Annotated in this window: 19 protein-coding genes and 1 tRNA gene; 16 read left to right on the forward strand and 4 right to left on the reverse strand. The window is 60.4% G+C overall.

The features are described 5' to 3' along the window. Window positions 1-29 precede the first annotated feature (29 nt). From DMP08_RS08980 to DMP08_RS08995, 4 genes are all read left to right on the forward strand, one after another. On the forward strand, window positions 30-989 hold the full coding sequence (locus DMP08_RS08980) for a PRC-barrel domain-containing protein (protein WP_123192591.1): 960 nt from the start codon (window positions 30-32) through the stop codon (window positions 987-989). Further along, window positions 990-1,811, forward strand: a complete 822-nt coding sequence (locus DMP08_RS08985; RefSeq protein ID WP_123192574.1) for a TVP38/TMEM64 family protein — start codon at window positions 990-992, stop codon at window positions 1,809-1,811. Between the two features lie 180 nt (window positions 1,812-1,991). Next, a complete protein-coding gene (locus tag DMP08_RS08990) occupies window positions 1,992-2,915 on the forward strand; it encodes an NINE protein (protein WP_123192575.1) in 924 nt (307 codons plus the stop codon). Between the two features lie 185 nt (window positions 2,916-3,100). After that, entirely contained in the window at window positions 3,101-4,039 is a 939-nt protein-coding gene (locus tag DMP08_RS08995) for a beta/alpha barrel domain-containing protein (protein ID WP_123192576.1), read from the forward strand. A gap of 713 nt (window positions 4,040-4,752) precedes the next feature. Here the strand turns inward: DMP08_RS08995 and DMP08_RS09000 are convergent. After that, window positions 4,753-6,000 (reverse strand): response regulator transcription factor, encoded by a 1,248-nt coding sequence (locus DMP08_RS09000; RefSeq protein ID WP_244596899.1) that lies wholly within the window; start codon window positions 5,998-6,000, stop codon window positions 4,753-4,755. 502 nt (window positions 6,001-6,502) lie between these two features. Here DMP08_RS09000 and DMP08_RS09005 point away from each other — a divergent pair. The 4 genes from DMP08_RS09005 (at window position 6,503) to DMP08_RS09020 (ending at window position 15,057) form a co-directional block, all read left to right on the forward strand. Then, the gene (locus DMP08_RS09005; protein WP_244596900.1) at window positions 6,503-8,026 is read left to right on the forward strand and encodes an FAD-dependent oxidoreductase; all 1,524 of its coding nucleotides are present in this window, start codon (window positions 6,503-6,505) and stop codon (window positions 8,024-8,026) included. Between the two features lie 322 nt (window positions 8,027-8,348). Further along, on the forward strand, window positions 8,349-9,677 hold the full coding sequence (locus DMP08_RS09010) for a serpin family protein (RefSeq protein ID WP_161555453.1): 1,329 nt from the start codon (window positions 8,349-8,351) through the stop codon (window positions 9,675-9,677). Window positions 9,678-9,812: 135 nt separating this feature from the next. After that, on the forward strand, window positions 9,813-11,366 hold the full coding sequence (locus tag DMP08_RS09015; RefSeq protein ID WP_123192579.1) for a catalase: 1,554 nt from the start codon (window positions 9,813-9,815) through the stop codon (window positions 11,364-11,366). 175 nt (window positions 11,367-11,541) lie between these two features. Beyond that, window positions 11,542-15,057: a S8 family serine peptidase gene (locus DMP08_RS09020; protein ID WP_123192580.1), complete on the forward strand. Its 3,516-nt coding sequence runs from the start codon at window positions 11,542-11,544 to the stop codon at window positions 15,055-15,057. A 96-nt stretch (window positions 15,058-15,153) separates the two neighbouring features. Here the strand turns inward: DMP08_RS09020 and DMP08_RS09025 are convergent. After that, a tRNA-Leu gene (locus DMP08_RS09025) sits at window positions 15,154-15,237 on the reverse strand. A 224-nt stretch (window positions 15,238-15,461) separates the two neighbouring features. Between DMP08_RS09025 and DMP08_RS09030 the strand changes: the two genes are divergently transcribed. The 3 genes from DMP08_RS09030 (at window position 15,462) to DMP08_RS09040 (ending at window position 18,730) form a co-directional block, all read left to right on the forward strand. Beyond that, complete coding sequence (locus DMP08_RS09030; protein ID WP_123192581.1) at window positions 15,462-16,874, forward strand: Sapep family Mn(2+)-dependent dipeptidase; 1,413 nt, start codon at window positions 15,462-15,464, stop codon at window positions 16,872-16,874. Between the two features lie 70 nt (window positions 16,875-16,944). Beyond that, window positions 16,945-17,826 carry a tyrosine-protein phosphatase gene (locus tag DMP08_RS09035; RefSeq protein WP_123192582.1) on the forward strand — a complete coding sequence of 294 codons (882 nt, stop codon included), beginning with the start codon at window positions 16,945-16,947 and terminating at the stop codon, window positions 17,824-17,826. A gap of 190 nt (window positions 17,827-18,016) precedes the next feature. Further along, the gene (locus DMP08_RS09040; protein ID WP_114566437.1) at window positions 18,017-18,730 is read left to right on the forward strand and encodes a LytR/AlgR family response regulator transcription factor; all 714 of its coding nucleotides are present in this window, start codon (window positions 18,017-18,019) and stop codon (window positions 18,728-18,730) included. 287 nt (window positions 18,731-19,017) lie between these two features. Here the strand turns inward: DMP08_RS09040 and DMP08_RS09045 are convergent, their stop codons facing one another. Both DMP08_RS09045 and ngr read right to left on the reverse strand, forming a co-directional pair. Then, window positions 19,018-19,284: a helix-turn-helix transcriptional regulator gene (locus DMP08_RS09045; RefSeq protein WP_161555454.1), complete on the reverse strand. Its 267-nt coding sequence runs from the start codon at window positions 19,282-19,284 to the stop codon at window positions 19,018-19,020. A 183-nt stretch (window positions 19,285-19,467) separates the two neighbouring features. Next, complete coding sequence (gene ngr, locus DMP08_RS09050) at window positions 19,468-20,241, reverse strand: nigerythrin (RefSeq protein ID WP_123192584.1); 774 nt, start codon at window positions 20,239-20,241, stop codon at window positions 19,468-19,470. 201 nt (window positions 20,242-20,442) lie between these two features. On the opposite strand from ngr, the gene DMP08_RS09055 reads away from it, so the two are divergent. The 5 genes from DMP08_RS09055 to DMP08_RS12385 are packed head-to-tail and all read left to right on the forward strand — an operon-like array spanning window position 20,443 to window position 26,350. Beyond that, entirely contained in the window at window positions 20,443-22,155 is a 1,713-nt protein-coding gene (locus tag DMP08_RS09055; protein ID WP_123192585.1) for a glucose-6-phosphate isomerase, read from the forward strand. A gap of 18 nt (window positions 22,156-22,173) precedes the next feature. Beyond that, on the forward strand, window positions 22,174-24,654 hold the full coding sequence (hypF, locus tag DMP08_RS09060) for a carbamoyltransferase HypF (RefSeq protein WP_123192586.1): 2,481 nt from the start codon (window positions 22,174-22,176) through the stop codon (window positions 24,652-24,654). Between the two features lie 31 nt (window positions 24,655-24,685). Further along, window positions 24,686-24,925 carry a HypC/HybG/HupF family hydrogenase formation chaperone gene (locus tag DMP08_RS09065; RefSeq protein WP_114566454.1) on the forward strand — a complete coding sequence of 80 codons (240 nt, stop codon included), beginning with the start codon at window positions 24,686-24,688 and terminating at the stop codon, window positions 24,923-24,925. 8 nt (window positions 24,926-24,933) lie between these two features. Further along, window positions 24,934-26,028 (forward strand): hydrogenase formation protein HypD, encoded by a 1,095-nt coding sequence (gene hypD, locus DMP08_RS09070; protein ID WP_123192587.1) that lies wholly within the window; start codon window positions 24,934-24,936, stop codon window positions 26,026-26,028. A 19-nt stretch (window positions 26,029-26,047) separates the two neighbouring features. Next, window positions 26,048-26,350, forward strand: a complete 303-nt coding sequence (locus DMP08_RS12385; protein WP_148042350.1) for a hypothetical protein — start codon at window positions 26,048-26,050, stop codon at window positions 26,348-26,350. Window positions 26,351-26,731 lie beyond the last annotated feature (381 nt).

A 26,731-nucleotide genomic window follows, 5' to 3' on the forward strand; every position in this document is an offset into this window, starting at 1 on the left:
TGTGCCCGATCGTTGCGGAGAAGAAGGTTATGGCAAGCAAACTTATCACGACCGACGAACTCACGGGGGTTCGCGTTATTGGCGGGAAGAACGGCACGAAGCGTATTGGCAAGGTGCGTCGTTTCGTGTTTCACCCGAAAGAAAAGCGTTGCGTCGGCTTCATCGTGAAGCGCCCCGACCTTCTATGGATGTTCCGACGGAAGGACAAGTTCGTGTCCATAGAGGGATACGACCTGGTAGATGGCCGTATTTCTATTCGCAACGTCCCCGAGGCGACGGATCGCGCTGCTTGCAAGGCGCTTGGCGTCGATTGGGACGAATGCGTGCTCTGGGTTGGCCTGCCCGTGATGACTGAAGGCGGCGACGCGTTCGGAACGGTGGGCAACGTCACGTTCAACCGCATTACGGGAGAGGTTGTTTCGTTCGACACCGATTCCGGTGCTACTGCAAACGCGCTCTTGGGCAAGCGAACCGTTTCGGCGGACCTTATCAAAGGCTTTCGTCGTGGCATGGGGGCAGCCCTTGCGCAGGTTGGGCAGGAAGGCGTGGCTTCCGACGACGTCGTGCTGGGGGCCATCATGGTTTCCGACGAGGTGAAAGACCTTGCAGCTGAGGGCGGGGTGGCCGAAAAGGCAGGTCAGGCTACGGCTGTTGCGATGGACAAGGTTCATACGACCGTCGACAAGGTGAAGCCGGTTGCTTCCGAGGCGGCTAAGAAAACGGGCGAAGCCGTGAACAAGGGCGCCTACGCCACTGGGAAGCAAATTGCGAAATCCAAAACGATGTTCTCCGATTTCAAGGATGAATACGACAAGGCTCGCGGCCCGAAGCCGAGCAAGCAGGAGAACGCCATCGAAAAGACGGCAAGCCCCTCCTCGTCAGCTGCCGAAAAGCAGCCGGCCAAGCAGTCTGCGAAGAAGCCCGCGTCCAAGAAGAACATGTTCGCGGCGTTCAAGGACGAATTCGACAAAGCACGTCACGAGGATTAAATGGGCAATCATACAGAAGATCACGACTCTCGGTTTGATACGGGAAAGCTGAAGCAGAAAGCGGCCGAGCGCAAGCAGGAGCTGCATGAGAAGGCCGAGCAGGAAGTTACTGTGCGCGGCCACAAAATGGAGAAGGGCGACATCTTCAAGTTCGTCGGCCTGATCGGGTTCTTCGCGATCATGGTTTTGATCTGCGTGCTTCTGTGGCCGTACGTTCACGATGTGTTCGAACCCGGCGGCATCGATCGCATTATAAACGACGTGCGCGGCGCGGGCCCGGTCGGGTTTCTTATCCTGCTGGGGCTGCAGTTCCTTCAGATAGTGGTGGCGTTCATCCCCGGCGAGGTTGTTCAGATTGCGGCTGGCATGCTGTATGGCCCTTGGATTGGCGGGCTGATCATCCTGACGGGCTGCGTCATATCGAGCGCTTTCATTTTCTCGCTCGTGCACAAGCTGGGTGCGCCGTTCGTGCAAAGCATGGTGCCCACGCAGTATTTGGATAAGTTTCGCAGGTTCGAGTTGACCGGCAAATTGAACATCGTGGTGTTCATCCTGTTCCTGATCCCCGGTTTGCCGAAAGACGTGTTCACGTATCTGGTGCCGCTGACGGATATGCGCATGCGCACGTTTCTCGTTCTTTCGAATATAGGGCGTATTCCCGGAATCATCGTGTCTACGTATGCGGCTGACGGCCTGGTGGACGGGCGCTTCATGGAGAGCGCCATCATCTTTGTGGTGGCCGGCGTCATCGCCGTGCTGGGCATCGTTTTGCGCGATCCCATCATGCGTTTTCTGGAGAAGCATTCGAAGGGCAATCGCTAGCGGTTCTCTTGCGCTGCGCTGCGGGCGCTTTTCGAGTCTACGGCGCGGGCTGCTTCGCATACCTTAAGAAACTATGAGGACGTTAACGATATTATGACGGAACCCTCTGCGACGTTACGTCGCGCTCTACTATGACGCTGAAGAACAACGATGTTGAAACGCAGGACGAAAGAGGTCGCTATGACCAAGAAAAAACCTTTGAACAGCGCCGAGGACGCGGTTGCTGCTGCGGAAGCCGAGTTGAAGGCGGCCCAGGAAAAACTCGAGGCGGCAAAAGCGAGGCTGGCTGCCGAAGCGAACGAAGCGAACGACGCGGAAACGGCGGATGCCGTGGGGGAGTCCACCGGGGAGCTCGTCGAAGAGCCTGTTGAGCAGGAAGCCGAAGTGGACGAGATTGCGGACGTGGTTGCAGTGGAAGCTTCTGCCTGCGCCCCTGATGATACTTCGACCGGTTCGGCCGATATCGAATCCGTGGTCTTAGCCGAGGAAGTCGAGGTGATCGAGGAAGCCGAGACGGCCGAGTCGACAGGGACGGCCGAGCGGGAGAGCGCCCCGTTCGCTCCGGAGCCTCCTGCGTCCTCGGCGTCTGGGAACCCCCAGTGGGTTCCGTATTCGAGCGCGCAGGTCCCCTCGTACGGGGCTCCCGCACAGCAGCCTTCTTACGGCGCGCCGCAAACCGCACCGCAGGTGCCCGCGAGCGGTTCTTATGGTGGGCCCTCCACATCTCAGCAGCCTAGTTACGCCGCGCCCCAGACGCCGCATGCCGGTCCTGGCGCCGTGCCGCCGCAGCAGCCCTATTATGGGTATCAGCAGCCGTACTACCAGCAGCCGTACGCGCAGCCGGTTGTGGCTACGAAGGATCATGTGGCTGCCGGTTTGCTGGCCATCTTCTTGGGATGGCTGGGCATTCACAAGTTCTACCTGGGGTACAACACTTCCGGTTTCGTCATGCTGGGAGTTTCTATTTTGGGCGGAATCCTTACGCTGTCGCTTGCGTGCTGGGTGATCTGGGTCATCGCTATCATCGAGGGCATCATTTACTTGACGAAATCGCAATCCCAGTTTGAGCAGATCTACGTCCTCAATAAGAAGGAGTGGTTTTAGCGCATCGGCAACCAGCTGTTTGCTCGCGGTTGCATTGCTTCGCCGCTCGTCCAAATGTTCAGGGGTTTTTCCATGAATAGGGGCGGGCGGCTTTTCTTTTTCGCTAGAATGGCGGTATCGATAAGGCCTAAGCGCAGGAATTCGCGCGCAGCCTTCCCGAATAAGGATCCTATAAGGAGGAAATCATGCCCAAAATCACTCGTGACCAGGTGAGAGTTCCGGCTGACGTCATGCCGGAATCCCGTGACGAGTACATTGAGAACTACATGAAGGCCACCCGTGGCACGGGTCGCCTCATGCTGTTCGCGTGCGATCAGAAGGTCGAGCATCTCAATGCCGACTTCTACGGCGAGGGCATCGACATCGCCGACGCTCAGCCGGAGCACCTCTTCGAGATCGGTCGTCAGGGCGTGTGCGGCGTGCTGGCTGGCCAGCGTGGCCTGATCGCGCAGTATGCTGCCGACTATCCCGAGATCAACTATCTGGTCAAGATGAACTCCAAGACCAACATCGTAGGCGTCAAGCAGGACGATCCCTATTCGCCGCAGCTGTACGATTTGGACGCTGTTCTGGCCATGCGCGAGGCTGGCGTGAACATCGTGGGTCTGGGCTACACGCTGTATCTGGGCAGCGAGTACGAGTCCACCATGATGGCCGAGGCCGGCGAGCTCATCGCTCAGGCGCATGCGAACGGCCTGCTGGTGGTGCTGTGGATCTACCCGCGCGGCAAGGCTGTTGCGGCAGAGAAGGATCCGGACCTCATCGCTGGCGCCGCTGGCGTGGCGCTGTGCCTGGGTGCCGACTTCGTGAAGGTGAACCCGCCGAAGCCCGAGGACGGTCGTACGCCGGCCGAGGCTCTGAAGATCGCCGCCATGGCTGCTGGCCGCACAGGCCTTGTGTGCGCGGGCGGTTCGACGGTTGACGCCGAGACGTTCCTGACCCAGCTGCATGACCAGATCCATATCGGCGGTGCCTGCGGCAACGCAACCGGCCGCAACATCCACCAGCGCTCGCTGGCGGAGGCTGTGCGTTTGACGAAGGCCATCAGCGCTATCACGCTGGCTGACTACTCCGTGGAGGATGCGCTCGACGTCTTCAACGGCGACGAGGATTTCTCGCTATAGGTTTCACTGCATAGAGTATGCCGACGGGCCCCTTTCGAGGGGCCCGTTTTGGTGTGCCGGGCATGGCGCTCTTGGCGTACGGGACGCGCAGGTTGCGGATCGCGTGTGGGGCGTGCGGGGCGCACGGCGGCATCGCTTTGCTCGCGTGGACCGCGCACCTCGTGGGGAGCCCCCCCCCCAAATCTGGGCGCGAATCGGGACCTGTGACAATTTTAAACGTGGAAAAGCCGCGGTTTAACAGCGGACATACGCTTTTTGGCAGAGATTGGGAGGTTTGTGGCTCCTGAACGCGAGGGGTTTCACCTATAGCGAACAAGTGGTCGCATAATGCCTGGTCGCAGATTACGTCTTCCCTTTTCGTGCGCGCCGTCGCGAACCGAAAGCCACAAACCTCGGAATCTCTGCCATCTTCGAGCCCTCTGCGGACAGGTTGCGGCAGCGTCTCGATTTTTTGGGCGCGAATCGGGACCCGTGACAGAGAACGGGTTGCCGAATGCAGGTTTCGGCAGCGCCTTGTCGGCAAAAGGTCTGGTCGCGTTTTGGGATGCAGCCGATTGGCGGCTTCGTGCGCTCGTGAAATTGTCACAGGGGCCCCGATTCGCGCCCGCTTCCGCAGCGCAGCCGCTGCGAGGCGGCCCGCAACTACCACCCCGCTCTGCATCCGCCGTCCCGCCTGCATCCGCCGTCCCGCCTGCGTCCGTGCGGGGATGGGCTCACCCCGCCTGATCGGTGAACAGGTCGATGATCTCTTGCTTCGAGTGCACTTCCAGTTTCGCATAGATGTTCTTGATATGTCCGCGAACGGTGTTGGGGGACAAGTACAGAGCCTCGCCGATGTACGTGCTGCTTCTTCCGCGAGCAAGTAGCAGCAGTATTTCCGACTCTCTATCCGTTAGCTTGCAGCGAACGGAAATCTCTTGTCCCGTCGCGCAAAACGAGCCGTTCTCGGCAGAAGAGGGCGCGCTTCCTTCCGTATCGTTGCTGCTGGTTGTTGCGGCGGAGCGTTTTCTGATGCGCAGCATGAATAACAGTGCAAGGGAAAGGAGATATACGGCGATGCAGAATACGAGCATGGTCTTGAACGGCGGGTTTATGTCCAGTCCCGCTATGGCCGAGCCGCCCACGATCCCCAGCATCGATGCCAGTCGAATAAGCACGACCGACGTTCCCATAAACACGTACGGGTTCAACCGGCTTTCGTGAGACTCGCGGACGATCAGGAACATGACGCTCGTCGATATCAGGCTATGGCCGGCTACGAACGTGGCGCTTACGAAGTAGCCGTATTGGAAGTTCGCGAACGGCCACGCAATCAGCACTCCGGTCAGAAGGGGGAAGAGCGCGCGGTACGCGCGCGACGCGCTGAACGTCTTGGGGAATCCGTACGCCATGATAAAGAAAGCGACCGATGCGGCGATGACTCCCAAGGAGGAGGCAAGGGACGATCCTTCGAAGTTGTAATGCTGCGCAACCATGAACCCGTTGATGATTCCGACGGTGCATCCCAGCACCAAAAGCGACAGCAATCCCTCTCCGATCGAGAGAAACCCCTTCAGGTACGAGCGCGTCGCGTTGGCTCCAAGCTGCGGCGCCGATCCGCGGGAAGGCTCGTTTTGCGGCGCCGTATTCGCTTCGCATTTCGCCTTTCGACAAAGAGCCACGTTCGCTAGCAGCAAAACAAGAACAGCGATCAGGATGACAGGAGAGGGGGCGTGCCGGAGAGCGTAGGAAACCAAAGATGCAAGCAGCATGGCGAAAGCAAGCGCCTTCATGCTGTCGGCGGGTTTCATGGTGGTGAACAGTTCTGCCCAGGCCAGGGTCAGCATGGCGGTGGAGGCCCCTTGGGCCAGCGCAAGAACCAGAAGAGAGATCGTTGGATTCATCATGGAAAAACTACCGGCAAACGAAAAGCATGCTGCGGCTGCGAGAATCGCCGAGGGAACGACGGTCGGTATAGACATTGCGGACAACCTCCCGCGCAGCGCAGCTATGACGATGAGAGTATCGGCCAATAGCACAAACAGGGCCGACGCAACACTGAAATCAAAGCCGGCAATAAGCACGGTGGTTGTGTCGGACGTTAACACGGCCGTTGAATACAGGACCGATTGGGCCGCTTTGAATGCCGAGAATCCAAGGGCGCACTGCATGACAAGAAGGTGGCGCTGTTTAGAACGCACGTCGTCCATCAACCGCTCCCCTCCCTGGTCGTGTTGTTGGATCGCGATCCATTGTGCGGCAGGAACGAGCTCGTGCCAACCCTGTTTTGGCCGAAAAGGTTGGGCGAGGGCGTATTCAACCCAAAATGAGGGAGGGGTTGAGCGGCGTATTCGACCCAGAATAGGAGATGTGCGAGCTTCGAGGGCGCTTTACCCTGAGTTTGTCGAAGGGCCGTGCGTGCTTGTTTTCGACAGACGAATTGGTGTGGTCAGGACGGCGGTTTGCAGACGAAGTGCTTCTCGCTTGGTCTTGATCGGAATGGAGGGCATCATGCAGCAGGGGATTTCACGACGCAGTTTCATTGGAAGTGCTGCCGTTGGAAGCGCGGTCTTGGCTTTGGGGGCGTTGGCCGGCTGCGCTCCACAGGCGGATCAAGGAGGTTCCAGCACGTCGGCTGCCTGGGATCAGGAGGTTGATCTTTTGGTGTGTGGTGCCGGTGGGTGCGGATTGGCGTGTGCGGTAGAGGCGAAGGACAACGGAGTAGAAAACGTTCTTGTTGTCGAAAAGAGCGATATGATCGGCGGCACTACGGCCATGTCTCAAGGCATGATCGCTGGCTACGATACCAAGTTTCAGAAAGAACAAGGTATCGAGTTGACGTTCGACCAGATGTACGCGAACCTGATGAACAATGCGTCGTATCGTCTGGATCCCGCGTTGACCAAAATCACCGTCGAGAATTGCGGTAAGACCATCGACTGGTTGGCGGATCGCGTGGGCGTCTCTTTCCTTGACAGGATAGACATTTACTACGGGCCGTTGCAGATGATGCATAACGTGGACGGCGCGGGCGGCGGTTTCGCGATTGCCTTCTCGGCTTGTCTTGACGATTTGGGCGTGCAGGTTAAGAAGGGCACGAAGCTGGTGGAAGTGCTTCTGGATGCCGAAGGACGCGTTGAAGGCGCGGTTGTGGAGTCCAAGGGCAAGCAGCGGCGCATCAAGGCAAAGGCGGTTATGCTGGCAACGGGCGGGTTTGCTCACAACGCCGAGCTGGCTGCTCGGTTCGATCCCGAAAAAGCCGGCACTTTCGGCATAGGGCATCCTAACTGCGAAGGCGATGGCTTGGTGGCGGCATCAAATTCCGGGGCACTTCTGTCGCACATAAACCATATGATGTGCATCCTCAAGGATTACACTATCATGAGCGAACACGAGGGAACCTCGGCCAGTGCGAACTTGAATGGGTTCACGAATCTCCCGAACATGATTTTGGTTGGCTCCGACGGCAATCGATTTGTTGACGAGACCAGCAAGGGGTACATGAGCCAAGATCTCAACAGCCCTATTTTTGACAAGATGCATCGTGACGGCGCGGGGTATGTGTGGGAGATATCCGACGAGGCCACGGTTGCAGCTGCTGGTGGCAAGGTGGTTCGCGGCGAAGGTCTTGAGTACGTGAAGGGCTCCGATGCTGCAGAGCTTGCGAAGAGCATGGGCGTCGATCCGACTGCCCTTGCCGCTACGATCGATGCATACAATGCCGCGGTTGACGCTGGCGTAGACAAGGAGTTTGGCGGCTTCCCCACGACTAAGCTGGTTGCGCCGTATGTGGCTGTTCCCGTGGTTCCGTGCGAAATCATTACATATGGTGGCGTTGCTCGAAGCGAAAAAGCCGAGGTCCTGCGTGCTGACGAACAGATTATTCCCGGATTGTTCGTAGGTGGCGAGGCAAGCTGCAATTCCGCCTACATGGGATTCACGCTTTCCAATTGCTTTACCTGGGGGCGTATCGGCGGGCAGAGTGCCGCTTCGTATATTCAGAGCTAATTACCCTCCTCCCTCCCTTTGGCGAAGAGGTCTGCTTTTCCAGATCTTCTTTGCTGGGCAGCCGCGCACGCAGATCGTGCGCGGCTGCTTTTTTGCGAACAGGTGCGCGTTCGCCGCCCGCCCCCGTCCGCCTGCGTCCACCGTGGCGGTCGAAACCCCAGATGCATTTCTTTGGCCGAACGCCGACATAGTTCGATGCATGATCGTGTTATGGTTCGAAGCGACGATACGCCGCCCTTTCAAGGGCGCACGGTGCGGGATGGCATCCACGCGCCTCGGCCATCGGCAGGTCGCGTGTGAAATTCGCATACGAGGAGGTTGCATGATGAAGGACAGGCTGCTTCGCAGGGGCGCATGCGCGTTGGCGCTGGCCCTGGCGGCGGGGATGACGTTGGCGGCTTGCGCGAAGCCGGCTGGCGACGTTGTGGCTTCGTACGATGGCGTGGCGACGGTCCTGCAAGCTTCGCTCCCGCAAAAGCCGTCGGTGGACGATTACGAAGCCCAGAATGCTGTTCTTGATGAGAATAGGCTCGACCAGTCGTTTCTTGATCGATTGAGCGCGTTTTCCTATGACAGCGCGCCGGTCGTGCTTGCGGACGACTCCAAGCCTAACGAGAATTATTCCCCCGTGAGCCTTTATTATGCCCTGGCGATGACCCAGGCGGGCGCTGCGGGCAGCACGCAGGATGAAATCGCGGCTTTGCTCGGTTCGCCCGACGTCGCTGGGACTGCCCGTCAGTGCGGCAACCTGCTTCGTCTGTTCGCCGCAGATCAGCACTCCAACGTAACGTTGGCGAATTCCGTATGGATGCGTCCGGACGAGCAGTTCAAGCAGGGGTTCGTCGATGCGATGCGGGATCAGTTCTACGCATCGCTGTTCCAGACCGACTTCGGAACCCCTGAAGCGGATCGGGCCATGGGGCAATGGATCGCTGACAACACCCAGGGCACGATCGCTCCTGTATTCAAGACGCAGGAGCAGCAATTGATCTCGCTCATCAACACGGTGTATTTCAAAAGCGAGTGGGCCAAGGCTTTCGACGAGAAAACGACGGAATCGGGCACTTTCTCTGCGAAGTCCGGCGACCTCGCAGCGGACTTCATGGTCCAACGCCTGGACAAGCCGCAGGAGATTCGCGTGACCGACGCCTACACGCGCGCGAGCCTGGATTTTGCAGACGGCAGCAAGATGACGTTCGTGCTTCCTTCCGAGGGTTCGAGCGCGCCCGCCCTGCTTGGCGATTCGGCTGCGCTCAAAGAGGCGTTTACCGCCGAATCAACGGGCGAGGCGTTCGTGACGTATCGCGTGCCGAAGTTTGCTTTCGACAGCTCTTACGACCTGATCCCCTCGCTCGAGAAGCTGGGCGTGCGCACGGCTTTCAGCGATCGAGCCGATTTCTCTAACCTGACGGATACTCCTGCGTTCGTATCCAGCGTGAAGCAGGAAAGCCATATCGGCTTGGATGAGAACGGGGTGGAGGCGAGCGCTTACACGAAGGTGGACATCATGGAGATGTCGGCTCTTCCTGATCCGGCGTTGGTGGGAGAGCTTGACTTCAACTTGAACCGCCCGTTTTTGTACGAGATCCGCTCGAAGCAAGGAGTCGTCTTGTTCGTAGGCGTGTGCGGAGATCCGTCTGCAGCGAAGTAGCGAGCAGGCGTGCCAAATAAACAATACTGTGTAGTAAATAAGAATAAGTATCAATAATGCTCCAAGGAGGGGTCCCTCTTGGTATGATCGCCACAGCAGACAAGGCGATTCCCTACCGCAAGAAGGAGCCCTCCCATGACCGATCAGTTCGATACCACCAGGCTTACCAACGAGGTCGGCAACCCCGTTGCCGACAACAACCATACGCTCACGGCAGGCGAGCGCGGCCCCATGATGCTCCAGGACAACTGGATGATCGAGAAGTTGGCGCACTTCGATCGCGAGGTTATTCCCGAGCGTCGCATGCACGCGAAGGGATCGGGCGCGTACGGCACGTTCAAGGTGACCGGCGACATCTCGCGCTACACGAAGGCCAAGGTGCTTCAGCCCGGCGCTGAAACCGAAGTGTTCGTGCGCTTCTCCACGGTGGCCGGCGAGCGCGGCGCGGCCGACGCCGAACGCGACATCCGCGGCTTTGCCATGAAGTTCTACACGCCCGATGGCAACTGGGATCTGGTGGGCAACAACACCCCGGTGTTCTTCCTGCGCGACCCCAAAAAGTTCATCGATCTCAACCATGTGGTGAAGCGCGATCCGCGCACCAACATGCACTCCGCGCAAAGCAATTGGGATTTCTGGTCCAGCTTGCCCGAGGCGTTGCATCAGGTGACCATCGTCATGTCCGATCGCGGTATACCGGCCAGCTATCGTCACATGCACGGCTTTGGCAGCCATACGTTCAGCCTGATCAACGAGCAGAACGAACGCGTGTGGGTGAAGTTTCACCTCAAAACCAACCAGGGCATCAAGAATCTGACCGATGCCGAAGCCGGTCAGATCATCGCGGGGGATCGCGAGAGCCACCAGCGCGATCTGTTCAACGCCATCGAGCGCGGCGAGTTCCCCAGCTGGCGCTTCTGCGTCCAGATCATGGACGAGGCTACGGCGAAGAGCTACAAGGAGAACCCCTTCGACATCACGAAGACGTGGAGCCAGAAGGAGTTCCCGCTTATCGAGGTGGGCACGCTCGAGCTGAACCGCAACCCGCAGAACTATTTTGCCGAGGTGGAGCAGGCTGCGTTCGCGCCGACGCATTTAGTGCCGGGCATCGGCCTGTCGCCCGACAAGCTGCTGCAGGGCCGCCTGTTCGCCTACGGCGATGCGCAGCGCTATCGCCTGGGCGTCAACCACAATCACATCCCGGTGAACAAGCCGCGCTGCCCGTACGCCGAGTTCCATCGCGACGGCGCCATGCGCACGGACGGCAACTTCGGCGGAACCATTGGCTACGAGCCCAACAGCTACGGCCAGTGGCAGCAGCAGGCGGATGCGGCCGAGCCGCCGCTGGACCTGTTCGGGCCGATGGACGCATGGGATCCCGCCGATGATCCGACCGACGACGCCTTCTATCAGCCGGGAGACCTGTATCGCCTGATGGACGAGGCGCAGCGTGCGGCGCTTATCGCGAACACGGCCGCGAACATGCAGGGCGTGACCGAGAACATCCGCCTGCGCCATGCCGCCCACTGCTACAAGGCCGATCCCGAGTACGGCGATCGCCTGGCCGAGGCGCTCGGCGTGGATGCTGCGCACGTGCACCAGCTGGCTGCGATGACGCACGAGGAGCGCATGGCCGCCACCGGCCAACAGGTTCCGGCTCGAAAGATCGGCGGCGAGGCGCGTGCTTAGCGCGAGGGCGCATCCCCTGACCCAAGGGGATGCGCCTGTTCGCGGCGCTTCCCGCGCGCGCCGTGCCCCGCGCGAAGCAGCTTTCGGCCATTTGCGCACATTCCCTTACCGGCATTCGTTTCTCTTGCTACTATGGCATCGTCGGTCGATGCCGTTCGCAGAGGAATGAGAAACCATGAGACGACTTTTTTCACTCGTTTTGGCTGCGACGCTCGCGTTCGCGGCCGTCCCCGCGTTCGCCGAGCCCCTTCCTCCGCAGCGCGACGATCCGGTGGTGGGCGTTGGCGACGAAGCGCGGTCGATCGACAGCCTGCTGCAGGCGGGCGACTACGCGCCGGGGCGGGTGCTCGCGCGCGTGACGGACGAGTTCGCTCCCATCGCCCCCTTCTCGAACGACGCGGCTGCATGGTCGATGGAGCCGCTGTTCACGTACGCTTCCAGTGCCTCCGAGCCTGCCGCGCGTTCGTTGTCGGGTAATAATTCCGTAGCCGACCGGGTACTGCTGATCGAGTCAAGCACGATGACCACCGAAGAGCTTCTGCGCCAGCTGGCGGGCGCCCCCGGCGTGGTGGCTGCCGAGCCCGATTACGTGCGCACGATCGGCGATCCCGAGGCAAAGCCCTCCGTCGGGCTGGAACCGGAGCAGGATGCTTCCGCCGCCGCCGCCGCGGCGCGCGTGGTCGTTCCCGCTGAAGCCGCCACGAACGACCCGCTGCTCGACAAGCAATGGCAGCTGTCCTCAACCGCCGAGGCGGCGGGCGGCTCGAATGCGCGCGAACTGTGGCAGGAGCTGGGCATCCCCCAGGCATCGGCTGGACTGAAAAGCGTCGTGGTGGCCGTGATCGACTCCGGGGTGGATTACACGCACCCCGATCTTCAAGGCGTCATGTGGAGCAACCCTGGAAATCTGGGGCTGCCCGGCGCCGTAGGGAGCGTTGGCTACAACTTCGGCGAAGGCACCGACGATCCCATGGATTTCGATGAGCACGGCACGCACGTGGCGGGCATCATCGCCGCTGCGAACAACAACGCCGAGGGAGGCTCCGGAGTGGCGCCCAACGTCCGGATCATGGCGCTGCGCATCGCCGATAAGGCAGGCCAGATGTACAATTCTTCCGGGGTGGGAGCTTACGATTATCTGAAGCGAGCGGCGTTGGCCGGCGTGCCGGTTGTGGCTGCGAACAATTCTTGGGGCGGAATGGGAGTCTCCGGTCTTTTGAACAGCGTGATGGATGATGCGTATCGCAGCGCCAACGTCGTGTCCGTGTGCGCATCGGGAAACAGCTCCCTGGACAACGACCTGTCTCCCATCAATCCCTCCAACGGTCCTTCGGAAGGAGTCATTGCCGTGAACGCCGCCGACCGCACGGGTGCGCTGGCGGGCTTTTCCTGCTACGGTGCGGCGACGACCGATCTTGCCGCGCCTGGCGACGCTATTTTGTCAACCGTGCCGGCGTCGGGGGGAATGGTCGATCTCGAGAACGCCAGCCTTGTCGCCTTGCAGGATGACTTCGAGCAGGCTGCGGGTCCTTTTGAGTTCGCCACAGCCGGCGACGTCTCGGCATCGGTTGCGCGCACCGACGAGGACTGGGCCGGATCCGCTGCATCGGGGCACAGCCTGCAATGGGGCGTGCATGCGGCGAAGGAGGGCCAGGAGGCAAGCCTGGTTTCGGCGCCCATTGATGCGGCGGCGGCAATCGAGCAGGCGGGCATGTCAGTTGATGACGTGCGCTTCCTGGGCTTCGATGTGAAACTGACGGATTCCGCTGCATCGGGCTACGGCCGCGTTCTGCACCTGTTCCTCTCGTCGACCGATCCGAACAACCCGTGGATAGAGCTGTTGTCGGACGAGCCGGGCAAGAACCCGGCCACCACCTACGGTTCGTGGTCGACGGTGGTTGCGGCCATACCCGACGATCGGCGGGGATCGGTGGATTGGCAGAACCTTTCCATCAAGGTCACTCGCAATCTTGTGCCGTTCGATAACGGGCTTGACCTGCGGTTTAATATCGACAACGTCTCCCTGGTAACCTCGACCATCCCCTATGCCTACCTGAGCGGAACTTCGATGGCCGCGCCGGTGGTGACGGGCGCGCTCGCTTTGCTGGCCGGGGCGTTCCCTCATGAGGACGCATCGGTGCTGCGCGCCCGCGTGCTGGGCGGTGTCGAGCGTACCGAGGCGCTTGCCGGCACCTGCACTTCGGACGGCCGGCTCGATCTGGCGCGGGCGGCAAGCGATCCGTATCCCGTTGTGGACGCCTTGGAGCCTGCTGCGAGGGCCGATGCGGGCGCGCGCTCTTCGGCGATCGTTCGGGGAAGCTGGTTCGGCGACGTTGCGGGGCGCGTGCTTCTCGACGGCGAAGAGCTTCCCGTTGCCTCGTGGAGCGCGCAGGGCATCGTCGTCGAGCTGCCCCAACAACTCGAGGCGAAGATGCGTTACGTGCAGGTGGTGCGCGCCGACGGCGAATCGGGAAGGCGCCTTTTTCTTACGGGGCAGGAGGCGCCGCCCGCTTGCTACGAGAGCCTGCCGGCTCCTGACTTGCAGGGCCTGGGAATGGCGGACGTTGATCAGGGCGCATCGTGGCAGGTGGCGTCCGCGCATGCGACTGTGTACGCGACCAGCGACAAAGCGCGCGTGGAGCAAGCGGGCGGGGCGTTCTACGCGTTGTTGGCCTACGATCCGTCTAGCAGGGCGTGGTCGATCGAACACGCCCTCGACGGCGTGTTCGATTCGTCGTTTCTTATGGCGGCGCACGATGACGTGCTCTATCTGTTCGACCTGAGCAGGTATCTGCTGTATCGATACGATACGGCTTCCCGCACGTTGAGCGACCCGCTCGACTGCTCTTCGTTGGCGGGCTGCGGGGACGAGGAGACCAATCTTTCGTTCAGCGGTGCAACGTGCGACGGATCATCGTTGTGGCTGTGCGGCGGAACGCTGTCGGACGGCACCGGCTCGTCGCTCGCCGCGCGCGTTGACGTGCGAACGGGCGAAGCGACCGCCCTGCCTCTTCTGGCGAACGGGCGCGCGACGCCCTCCGTGCAGATGCTCGACGGGACGTTGACGGTGGCGGCGGGCAATTCGTCAGTCGAGTTCGGCGAAGCGGTGAATTCGGTCGAGCAGCTGCGCGCGGACGAGTGGACGCGGGCGAGCCTCCCTGATGCCGTCGATCCTTCGCAGAGCGGGGCCGTTGCTTCGGCGGTGCTTCCGGGCGGCGTGGGCGTGAACGGCATCGCGACCGAGGGCGAGCGGCTTGTTCTTGCGGGGCTCATCGGGGCGGGCGATGCGGGCAGCGCGGGCGCCGCGGAAGGCGCAGGCAGCGCGGGCGCCGACACGTACGTGTTCGACCCGGCGACGGGGTCGTGGCAGACGGTTCGGGAGCGTCTTTCGGTGGGGAAGGTGGTCTACGGCGGCGCCACGGTGCTGGACAACGCCCTCTACGTGGTGGGCGAGGACGTGCTGTCGGGCTCCACCGTGTTCAAGCGCCTGGTGCTTGATGCGGCTCCAGCGCCTCAGCCTCCCATGCCGCCTGCACCCTCCATGCCGTCCGCGTCGCCCACGAGCGATGCCGGGGATTCGAAGCCGCTCGTTCGCACGGGCGATGCCGTGCCGTTCGCGTCGATCATGGTTTTGGGCGCGGTCGCAATCGCCTGCGGTGCGCTTGCGACCGTCCATCGCAGGCGCCGCTAGCCCGATTCGAGGGTCGCGGCATGCGCGCTGCGGTCAGCCGGAAAGAAAGTATCCCCGCGAAGCCCAAGGCTTTGCGGGGATACTTGATGAGCGAGATGGTGCCCGAGGCGAGAGTCGAACTCGCACGTCGTTAGACAACGGTTTTTGAGACCGCCGCGTCTGCCATTCCGCCACTCGGGCGCAACACGAAAGTATACCCGAAGCAAAGCGCGCCGTCGAGAAGAAAAAACAGCGTTCTGGAGTTGTGCGCCCAAACGCCGTCATGCGAAAATCGGTTAACAGATAGATGACCGTCTGGCGCGGCATCTTGTCAACGCGCATAATGAAGGCAACTGCCCTCAAGGCGGATGGCTGCAGTAGCCGACGCCTTGAACGTGCGCACTCGACAGAGAGGCGGAGTCCTTATGGAACAAGCGGAGCTTATCAAGAAGATCGACGCGTATCTTGAAGACAACTGGGAAACGATGGTCGGCGACATCGAAACGCTCGTGCGCATTCCCAGTTTCGAGGAGCTGGACAAGAAGGCCGACGGCTCCCCGTTCGGCCCTGGTCCCAAAAAAGCCCTTGCTGCGGCGCTTGACCTGGCTGCCGGCATGGGATTCGAAACCCATGATGCCGAAGGCTATATCGGGTTCGCTGATTTCCCCGGTAAGAGCACGACCCAAATTGGAATCATCGGCCACATGGACGTCGTGCCCGCCGGTCCCGGCTGGACGTTCGAGCCCTATGCCGTGACGCGCAAAGAGGGCTATCTGATCGGCCGCGGCACTTTGGACGATAAGGGGCCCAGCGTGGTCGCGCTGCATGCGGTGAAGTTCTGGAAAGACCAGGGCGTGGAGTTTCCCTACACCGTCCGCTTCCTGTTCGGCGCGAACGAAGAATCGGGCATGGCCGACGTGGCGTACTACCACAAGCATTACGAGGATCCGGCGTTCTTGTTCACGCCCGATGCCGAATTTCCCGTGTGCTATGGCGAAAAGGGCGGCTTTGACGGAACCATCAAGAGCAAGCCTATCGAAGAATGCGCGCGCGTTATCGTGGAGTTCGAGGGCGGCGCGGCCACGAACGCGGTGCCGGGCATCGCGCATGCGGTCGTGAAAGCCAACGCGAACGAGCTTCCGGGCACCGATCGCATCACGGTGAGCGAAGCGGGAGAAGGGCTTGCGCGCCTTGAGGCATCGGGCAAGGGAGCCCACGCCTCGATGCCCGACGAAGGCATCAACGCCATCGGCCTTATCGTGGACTATCTGCTGGAGCACGGGTTGTGCGGTGCGGACGAGCGTGCCTTCTTGGAGCTCGATCAAAAGCTTCTGAACCACACCGATGGCAGCGGCGTGGGCATCAAGAGCTCGGATGAGTACTTCGGCCCGCTCACCGTGGTCGGCGGCACCATCAAGTTGGAGGGCGATTGCTTCGTCCAGACGCTGGACAGCCGTTTCCCCACGTCCATCACGGCGGACGAGATAAGCGCCCGTCTGCGCCAACTTACCGATCAAATTGGCGGTTCGTTCGAGAACACCCTGCTCATGGAGCCGTTTTTGGTGAAGCCGGACACCCCGGTCATCCAGGCGCTGCTCAATGCGTACAACGAGGCGACCGGAGAGGATGCCAAGCCGTTCACCATGGGCGGCGGCACCTATGCGCGCGAGTTCAAAAGCGGCGCGAGCTTCGGTCCCGAAAAACCGTGGATCAAGGATCCCGTATGGGTGGGCATGATGCACGGCCCCGACGAGGGTGTCAGCGAAGAGTTGCTCAAGCAGTCTTTCAGGATTTACGCGCTTACGCTCGACAAGCTCATGAAGCTCGATCTGGAGTAGCAATGTCGTTCGAGCCCCGACGCTTCGAAGGCGTCGGGGCTCTTTTAGTGTGCAGGGGAGAGAAAGGTCGATGGTCGATACGGTTCCGAATGATTTTTACCCGGCTCTCGACATCGTGGACACCGAGGGCTTCGAAAGCGCCTCCGATGGCCGCATCGAGTTCGAGGGTCTTCCGAACACGCGGGATCTGGGCGGCATCCCCGCGGCCGGCGGATTGTTCGTCAGGCATGCGCGCCTGCTTCGCTCGGGTGCTCTCGACCGCGCCACCCAGCGCGATTTGGAAACGCTTGCGGACGAGTTCGACGTGCGCACGGTTGTGGACCTGCGCACCGAAGAAGAGCGCCGCGAGCACCCGGACCCCGAGGATGCCCTGCTTGGCGTGCGGTTTTTCTGCGCGCCGGTCCTTTCGGCCGCAACGTTCGGGGTGACGCATGAAGGCGGGGTTCTTTCGGCCCTCAAGGCGCTTCGGGCGGTTCAGAAGAACCCGGCCGGCATGATGATGGACGTGTACGCTCGCATGGTGCTCGACGAGCGGAGTCAGCGCGGGTTCTCCCAGTTCTTCCAGGGCGTTTTGACTGCTGATCAGGGGGCGGTGTTGTGGCATTGCACTATCGGCAAGGATCGCGCCGGTTTGGCCACCATGCTGATGCTCCACGTTTTAGGCGTGCCTCGCGACGTTATAGTGAAAGACTACGAAGCCACGAACCGTTACGTGGAGGCGCGCTCGCAAGACATCATGGACGCGCTGGCCGCCTACGGTTTGGCGGACAAGCTAGATGCAAGCCTTAAAGTGCTCAACTCGGCCGACCCTCGTTTTTTGCAGGCGGCGTTCGATGCGGTGGATCGGGAGTACGGAAGTCTGGATGAGTACGTGCGCGTTGCGCTTGGCGTGGCGGACGATCAGCGCGACGCTTTGCGGCACCGGTACCTGACGGACAGCCCGCAGGGCTAAGGCATCCCTGCGCATTCGCAGTTGCCCACCGCCCATCGCGAGGCGCGTGCATGCGCAAAGGCCTTTCGCCGCCGATTGCGGCCCTTGTTGAATTGGTTGCCCCTATATTTCTGCTTTTGCGTGGTTTAGGCTTACCATGACTTATAATGAAGGAATCTTTAAGCATTTGTTCGGAATCTAGGAGGTATTAGTGTTGAAAGCCATGATTGTCGACGACGAGGCCCCCGCACGTTCTGAACTCAAGTTCCTGTTGGACGAGCTTGGGCAGACCGAGGTCGTGGCCGAAGCCGCCAGCGTGCGCGAGGCCATTGAAAAGCTCAAGGAGTATCCCGTTGACGTGATGTTTCTTGATGTCAACATGCCCGAGGCTACGGGATTGCAGTTGGCGGAGGCCTTGCAGCATCTCAAGTTCCCCCCGGCGGTCGTGTTCGTGACCGCGTACAGCGAATATGCGTTGGACGCGTTCAAGGTCAGCGCGATCGACTACCTGGTGAAGCCGGTTGAGACCGAGCGTCTGTCTCAGGCTATCTCGCGTGTTCGCGAGCATGTGTCCCTGCATTTGCAGGCCCAGAAGTCCGAGCGCATTCCGGTTGAAAAGGGCGGCAAGAAGATTCTCATCGGCATCGATAAGATCCGCTTCGTCATGGCACGCGATGACTACGCGTACCTGCAGACCGATACGGATCGCTACTTTTCGACGGTCAGCTTGGCCCAGTTGGAGAAGCGTCTGGACGGGCATGGCTTCTTCCGCGTGCATCGCGGCTATCTGGTGAACCTGTCGATGGTGGAAGAGATCGAATCGGTTTCGGGCGGCACGCTGCTGCTGACGCTCAACGCCGTTGAGGAGAAGATTCCCGTATCCCGTCGCCGCGTTTCGGCGCTCAAGAAGGCGCTCGGCCTATAGCGCCGCTCTCGATGCTCGTTTGAGCAGGTGTTTTAGCTATACTCAACAAGGCGTCGCCGACAACCGCGTGGATTGACGGCGGCGCCTTGGCACGTCCTGAGCTGCTAGCACACGTCTCCTGCGAACAACAGCACGTGGATCGTCGCCGCATGGTCGTCGATCTGCCATCTGTGCCGGCTGCCTCGCGTCGTCGTCCGCTGCATCGTGGAAGCCTGCGCCGTCGACCTGGACAGGGCGTGGGAAGGGTTTAGGGAAATCAGGGTCAACCCAACACTCTTTACAGCTCTTTACAGCTTGGCAGGTGGGCCGTAGTATTGGAAAGGATCGGTTCTGTTTTTGCCATGCCAGACCAGCAGTCCCTCATCAACTAAGCTCTTCAGCACGCGAGATGCCGTTGGTTTGGACACTCCCGCCTTCTCAACGAGGTTCGACGTGGTTATTCGACCCTCCTCAGCAACGAGCCGAAGAGCGAGTCTCTCGTTGTCGTTCAGCTTTGCAAGCGTTTCAAGGGACACGGCTTGCCCCTTGCCATGGGGCAAAACATCTTTAGCCACAACCCCTTCTCGCACTCGTCTGAAAATGTTCACTCGAAACATATTGTGAGGCGCAATAAGCGAGAGCCCCCGCTCGCATGAAACGAACGGAGGCGCTTTTTCCTGTGATGCAGCAGGGGTGCCCGGCATGCACACGTTGTCACTTGTTAACAGGCGACCGCTGCAAGCGCGCTCGGCAGCAGCCTAGTACGCCGTGAACGAGCTCTTCGGTGCCAAGCAGATGGGGCAGGCGGTGAAGTTCTCGCCCTTGTGGATATAGCCGCAGATGGGGCACAGGTAGTATTTCCCGTCGAAGGGCGTGTCGATGGTGGTGTAAGCGTCCATGTACAGCTTGGCATGGTAGGCTTCCGCAAGCTTGGCGCGCGTGAACACCTGCACGGCCTTGTTGTTGCCCTCCTCTTGGGCCTTCTTGATGAACGAAGGGTACATGTCGGAGGTTTCGTAGATCTCGCCGTTTGCGCCGGAGATCAGGTTGACGTCGCTCTCGTGGCCTTCCACGGTGGGAGGTTGGGGCTTTTCCGTGCTGGGATCCAGCTCTTTGGCAAGGTTGTATTCCAGATCAATGTGAATTTTTTCGGCATCGGCCGTGCACTGGAACAGGCGCGACAGCACCTCGAAGCCCTCTTTTTTAGCAACTTCGGCATACGCTTCATATTTTGTGGTGGCTCCGGTTTCGCCTTCGATGGCGGCTAGCAGGTTCTCGTAGGTGGTGCCCACGACGGTCTTGCTGTCCGGCACGATGTTGAAGTTGCTGGCAGTGCTTGCCTCGGGGATCGAGGCGGGGTCCAGCACCTCGGCTACGTACTGCTCGGCTGCTGAATCGGTCGAGGCGGCGGGCTGATCCGTGCTGGCGGGCTGGCTTTCGTTGGCGCATGCCGCAAGCAGTCCCAACGTCGAAACCGATGCTGCTCCCACAGCGGCGCCCTTCAAAAGATCTCGTCTGGTGATCTCGGACATGGTGCTTCCTCCCTCTTGTTTTGAACGGGCGTAACGCCCGTTTCTTAAACGATACTTTATATTAATTAAAAATAAAAATCAATAAAATTGATACAAAAGAACTAGATGATCGTTCACAAGTCCACCACAAGAGATCCCCTCTTATACGCGCTGACCTCCTGCGTTTGCTAGAATGAAAAGACTTACGTGAAAGAAGGTATCATGCTGTCCGGTGACATGGAAAAACTGTATCCTTCCGCAAAGATACTCGTGAAAGAGTGCGTAGCCAGCAGGCTGCACGCGAAGGATGCTACTCTGTACGGCTTTTCCGAAGAAGCGCGCGCATGCGCCGAGAACTATATGGGGTGGACGGATCTTGCAAGCAATCCGCCTTGCCCCCTGTCCGAGATCCAGTCGTTTGCCGACTCGATCATCGCGCAGGGCCTCGAGACGGTCGTGCTCATTGGGCAAGGCGGTTCCACGCAGGCTCCCATGACCATTACCAAGTACAACAAGCCGGACTCGTCTGCGGTCACGTTCCGCACGCTCGACTCCGATTCCCCGGTGCGCGTGCGCGCGATGCTCGCTGAAGCCGACCCGCATACCACGCTGTTCATCATCTCCTCGAAAAGCGGCGGCACCATCGAGCCGCGCCTGGCTCTGCGCGCCGTGCGCGACGCCGTGGCGGATCGTATTGGCGAGGAAGAGCTGGTGCAGCATCTGGTTGCCATCACCGATCCCGGCTCTCAGCTTGAGCGCCAAGCGCGCGAAGAGGGTTGGGCTGCGGTGTTCTCCGGCGAACCCACGGTGGGCGGGCGCTTCTCGGCGCTGTCGGTGTTCGGCCTGCTTCCCGCAGCGCTTGTGGGCATCGATCTCCAGGAGTTCATGCGGCACGCGGTTGAAGCCGAGCATCAATGCAGCGAAGACGCCATCGACAATCCGGCCATCGTGCTTGCGGCGTTCTTGTACGACAACTACCTGCAGGGCCGCAACAAGTTCTCGTTCCTCACGCAAAAGCGCGGCCGCGTGCTTGGCTTGTGGATCGAGCAGCTGGTTGCCGAGAGCCTGGGCAAGGAAGGCCAGGGCATCCTGCCGAACATCGAGGTTGACACGCTGCTTCTCAAGAAGGATCCGGGCGACCGCAGCGTTATCACGTACCTGACTAAAACCGACCTATGGGACGAGCGTCGCAACTTCGAGATGAGCCTGTCCTACATCGATCCCGCCATCCCCCGCCAGAACTATCGGATCGACTCCGTCGAGGAGCTGGCCGAGCATTTCGTGATGTGGGAATGCGCCATCGCCATGTGCGGCTACCTGATGCGCGTGTGTCCCTTCGATCAGCCCGACGTTGCATCGGCCAAGGCGGTTGTGCTCGACATTCTGCGGGACGGCCAGCCTGAGCCCGATTTCGTACAGGACTTCATCGGGGACGTGCTCATGGGCGAAGCAGAGGTGCGCTTGGCGCCCTGCTTCAAAGACTGCACCGACATTCGCGGCGCTTTGCGTGCGCTGCTGAGCAGCATCCAGCCGGGCGATTTCTTCGCCCTCAATGCGTTTTTGCCGTTTACCGGCGAAGGTCGGCGCGAAGCGCTCGAGACCATTCGTCATGGCGTAGCCGACAAGCGCGGCGTGGTATCGTGCTTGGAAGTGGGACCTCGTTACTTGCATTCCACAGGTCAGCTTCACAAGGGCGGTCCGAACTGCGGCGTGTTCCTGATTCTTTCGGCCGACGAGCTCAAGGATATTCCTCTGGGCCAGGAAGCCGAGAGCTTGGGCTCGTTGGCTAAGGCGCAGGCATCGGGCGACCTGCTCACGCTCGCCGATCGGGGCCGCCGCGTGGTGCACCTGCATCTGCCCGACAACTCGGGCGTTACCTTGCGGGCGTTGGCCGAAGTGGTCACCAGCATCTTGGAGGAACTTGACGCGCGATAATCTTTGGGAGGCGTATTCATGAAAGAAGCGCTCAACATACAAGTCAAAGGTATCGTACAAGGGGTGGGTTTCCGCCCCTTCGTCTATCGTTTGGCTAAAAAATATCTGATCAACGGCTGGGTTTTGAATGCCACCGACGGCGTTTTCATCCATGCCGAAGGCGAATCGAAGCTGCTTGACGAATTTGTGATCGAGCTGTCGGAGAATCCGCCGGCGGCGTCGCAGGTGAACGAGATCGAACTCAAGGAAGTTCCGCTGGAGGATTTCGAGTCGTTCGACATTCGCTTTTCCGATGCGGGCGAAGTCGAGCGGACCACGCTTGTCTCGCCCGACCTTGCGACGTGCGACGATTGCGTGCGCGAGCTGTTCAACCCCAACGACCGCCGCTATCGCTATCCCTTTATAAACTGCACGAACTGCGGGCCTCGTTTCACTATCATCGAGAAGCTTCCCTACGATCGCAAGAGCACGTCCATGAAGGATTTCCCGATGTGCGAGCGCTGCTCGTCGGAATATGCCGATCCCCTCGATCGTCGTTTTCACGCGCAGCCCGACGCGTGCTTCGAATGCGGCCCTCATATTAGTTGGCGCGAGCACGACGGCGGGGTTATCGACGCTCCGTTAACCGAGACGCTGTGGGGATCGACGCGCGAGCAGAGCGATGCGATTCTCGCGCGTGCCGTCGAGCTGCTGCTGGCAGGCAAGATCATCGCCGTGAAGGGCCTGGGCGGGTTTCACTTGGTGTGCGACGCCAACAACGCGGACGCGGTTGCGCTGTTGCGCTCTCGCAAGCACCGCGAAGGAAAGGCGTTCGCGGTGATGACGGACGGCGTCGAATCCGTGCGCGCTTTGTGCGAGGTCGACGAGGCCGAGGCGGGCGTGCTCGAATCGACGTCTCGCCCCATCGTCTTGCTGCGCAAGCGCGCCGACGTGCAATTGGCGTCCGGTCTTGCTGACGGCCTCTCCGAACTGGGCGTCATGCTGCCCTACACCCCCCTCCAGCACCTGCTGCTGCATGAGACAAAGGGACGGGGTCAATGTCTCATTCCGCTGCTCGTCATGACATCGGGCAACATTCACGACGAGCCTATCGTCACCGATGACGAGGATGCGTACGACAGGCTGTTCTCGGTCGCGGATGCGTTTTTGGGTCACGACCGCGCCATCCGCACGCGCTACGACGATTCGGTCGTGCGCGTCATCGGCGCTGGCAGTTCGGGAGATGCCGTCCAGTTCATACGCCGGGCCCGCGGCTTCGCCCCCTTGCCGCTCCCGCTTGCCGGTCGGCAGTCGGAGGATCTCGATGCCGACGGCTCCGCATCCCGTGCGGCCTCGTCCATCCTAGCGGTCGGCCCGGAGCAGAAGAACACCTTCACCCTGACGCGCGACGCCGAAGCGTTCGTGTCGCAGCATATCGGCGACATGGAAAACGCCGAAACCTACGATGCCTGGCTGGCGGCAAAGGATCGCTACCAGCAGCTGTTCGAATTGCAGCCTACGCGTTTGGCTTGCGATCTGCACCCCGAATACCTGACGTCGAAGTGGGCGCACGAAGAAAGCCGCACGCGGGATCTGCCGCTTCTCGAGGTCCAGCATCATCATGCGCACGTGGCATCGGTGCTCGGCGAGCACGGGCTGTTCGGTCCCGTGTGCGGCATCGCGTTCGATGGCACGGGTTATGGCGTTGACGGGGCTATATGGGGCGGCGAGGTCCTGCTGGCCAACATGCAGGCGTTCGAGCGCTTTGCGAACTTCGCGTACGTTCCCATGCCGGGCGGCGCGGCCGCGGTGAAGCATCCGCTTCGCATGGCCTATGGTGTGCTTTGGGCGTTCGACCTGCTGGAACATCCGGCGGCCGCAAGCATGATCGAGGCGTTGGGGCCGCAGGCCGCCCTGTGCGAGCAAATGATCGAGCAAGGGATAAACACGCCCATGACCTCGTCGGTCGGCCGCTTGTTCGATGCAGCGAGCGCTCTTTTGGGGGTGTGCGCGGAGTCGCGCTACGAGGGTGAGCCGGCCATCTTGCTCGAAGGAGCCCTTTCTGCGCCGGCTTCGCGCGATGCGAACGGCGAGGCATCCGATTCCGATGCGGGCGATCGTTACGCCATCGCGGTGATCAAGAATACGGCAACCGAGAACAGCACGGCGCAGGACACGTCGGTCGTCCTGTTCGACGCGGCCCCTACGTTCGAGGCGTTGCTTGACGATAAGGCCGCCGGCGTGCCCGTTGCGCTTATCGCGCGCCGCTTCCACGATGCGTTCGCGCAGGCCATCCTTGCTGCCGCCGAGCTGGTGCGCGGTCTGTACGGCATTGGTGCCGTGGCTTTGTCGGGAGGCGTTTTCATGAACCGATACCTGACCGAGCATGCGCTGGCGTCCTTGGAGTCCGCCGGCTTCACGGTTGCCGTCAACCGCGATCTGCCGCCCAACGACGGCTGCGTTTCCTTCGGTCAGGCTGTGGTAGCATGGGCCTCGAACGACGAGGGCGGGCAAGCGTAGCGCTCGCATATACAAGAAAGAAGGCATGACCATGTGCTTGGCAATACCCGCGAAAGTGATCGAGCTCAAAGACGATCGTCTGGCAACGGTCGACATCTTGGGCGTGACGCGCGACATATCCCTTGATTTGACGCCGCAGGCGGCCGTCGGCGATTTCGTGCTGGTGCATGCAGGGTTTTCCATCGAGGTGGTCGATCCCGATTTTGCTCAGGAAACCATTGACCTGATCAGGGAGTTTCCTGATCTTGCTGGCGACGAGATTCCTGCCTAGGGGGAGTTATGGCCAATCTTGAACAAGAGCTGGCAGCGTTCAAGGATCCGAAACTGGCGCGCGGTTTGATCGACTCCATAGGCAAGCTGGCGCCTGTGCAGGGCGCCACGCTTATGGAGGTGTGCGGCACCCATACGGTGGCTATCGCGCGCAACGGCATTCGAAATCTCATGCCCGAAAGCGTGCGGTTGGCATCAGGCCCCGGTTGCCCGGTGTGCGTGACCTCGAACAAGGATATCGACACGGTGATCGCGCTCACGCATGTCCCGAACGTCACCATTGCTACTTTCGGCGACATGACGCGCGTGCCTGGCTCAACGTCAAGCCTGCTCAAAGAGCAGGCGTCGGGACGTTCCGTGCAGATCGTGTACTCGCCGCTTGATGCCATTGCATTGGCTCAGCAGCAACCCGAGCGTCAAATCGTGTTCGTGGGAGTGGGCTTTGAAACCACAACGCCCTTGGTGGCTATGGCCATCAAGCGAGCGGCTGCGCTGGACCTAAAGAACTTCAGCGTATTCGCCGCGCACAAAAACATGCCGGGCGCTCTGGAGGCTATCATCAACGATCCCCGCCTTTCGGTGGACGCGCTTATCCTTCCTGGCCACGTAAGTACCATCATCGGCGTGGAGCCGTACCGCTTCCTGGCTGAGAAGTATGGCATTCCGGGGGTTATTACCGGGTTCGAGCCCGTTGACGTGCTGCAAGGTATCGCCATGATCATGCGCCAGCTTCACGAGGGCCGCGCTGACATCGAGATAGCGTATGCGCGCGGCGTGATGCCTCAGGGCAACCCCGTTGCGCTGGCGGCCATCGACGAGGTGTTCGAAACCTGTCCTGCCACGTGGCGCGGGCTGGGGGAGATTCCCGGGTCGGGGTATCGCATTCGAGAGCAGTTCGCGCGGTTCGACGCGGTAAGGCGATTCCAGCCGCTCGTGGAGCCCACGCAGGACCCGAAGGGCTGTCGTTGCGGCGACGTGCTGCGCGGTATCATGGCGCCTGACGAGTGCCCGTTGTTTCGTACGGTATGCACGCCCGAAAACCCTGTGGGTCCGTGCATGGTTTCAAGCGAAGGCAGCTGCGCCGCTTATTACCGATACTACTAGCGTGCAAGGGCGCGCCCCGGTGCTTGCAGCAGGGCGCGCCTTTGTTCGAGGATTTTGCGGTGCGCTGCGCCGTGCGGCGTGGCGCTCAACCGCGCGCCCAAAACCGATTCGTTTTGGCAAGGTGCTCAACGCCGTGTTTTTTCTTGCACGCCGCTTAAAGCTGGCAATAATTTTTTTGCTTCGATATTGTGCAGGCGGGGACGGTTTGAGGGGCATTTTAGAGCCGCATCGTTGTGCATGCCCCTTCGATTTTTTCACGTTTTATACGAGCGCTTCTGAATATAATCGGGAAATATCCAATATAGGGGCAAAAATTGCATAATGGCCCGAAATGGCGTGTTCTCAATTATTGTGCAGTTGAACAATAATGATTTCAAAATGGTTAAAACTATTCGTAAATTTCATGTTGCAGGTGAACAAAAAAGATGGTATAACTTGCTCATCGGCAAATCTGGCAAACACGCCACGGTAGGATTCCGAGGAGCTTTCATGAACCATCTGTCTCCAAAGTTCTCCTGCAGCCGCGGCACTTTTGCCGGCTGAGCTGCAGTACACAATAGTGTGCCACCCATTTTAGGCAACGCAGGATGCGCTGCCGGAGAAAGGAGACTGTCATGGCGAAGATAGTCAATTCTTGGAACGACTGGGATCCGTTGAAGCGCGTCATCATCGGCCGCTGCGACAACTCGATGATCCCGCCCGA

Origin of the sequence: Paraeggerthella hongkongensis (assembly GCF_003726035.1) — a bacterium.
Taxonomy (GTDB): domain Bacteria; phylum Actinomycetota; class Coriobacteriia; order Coriobacteriales; family Eggerthellaceae; genus Paraeggerthella; species Paraeggerthella hongkongensis.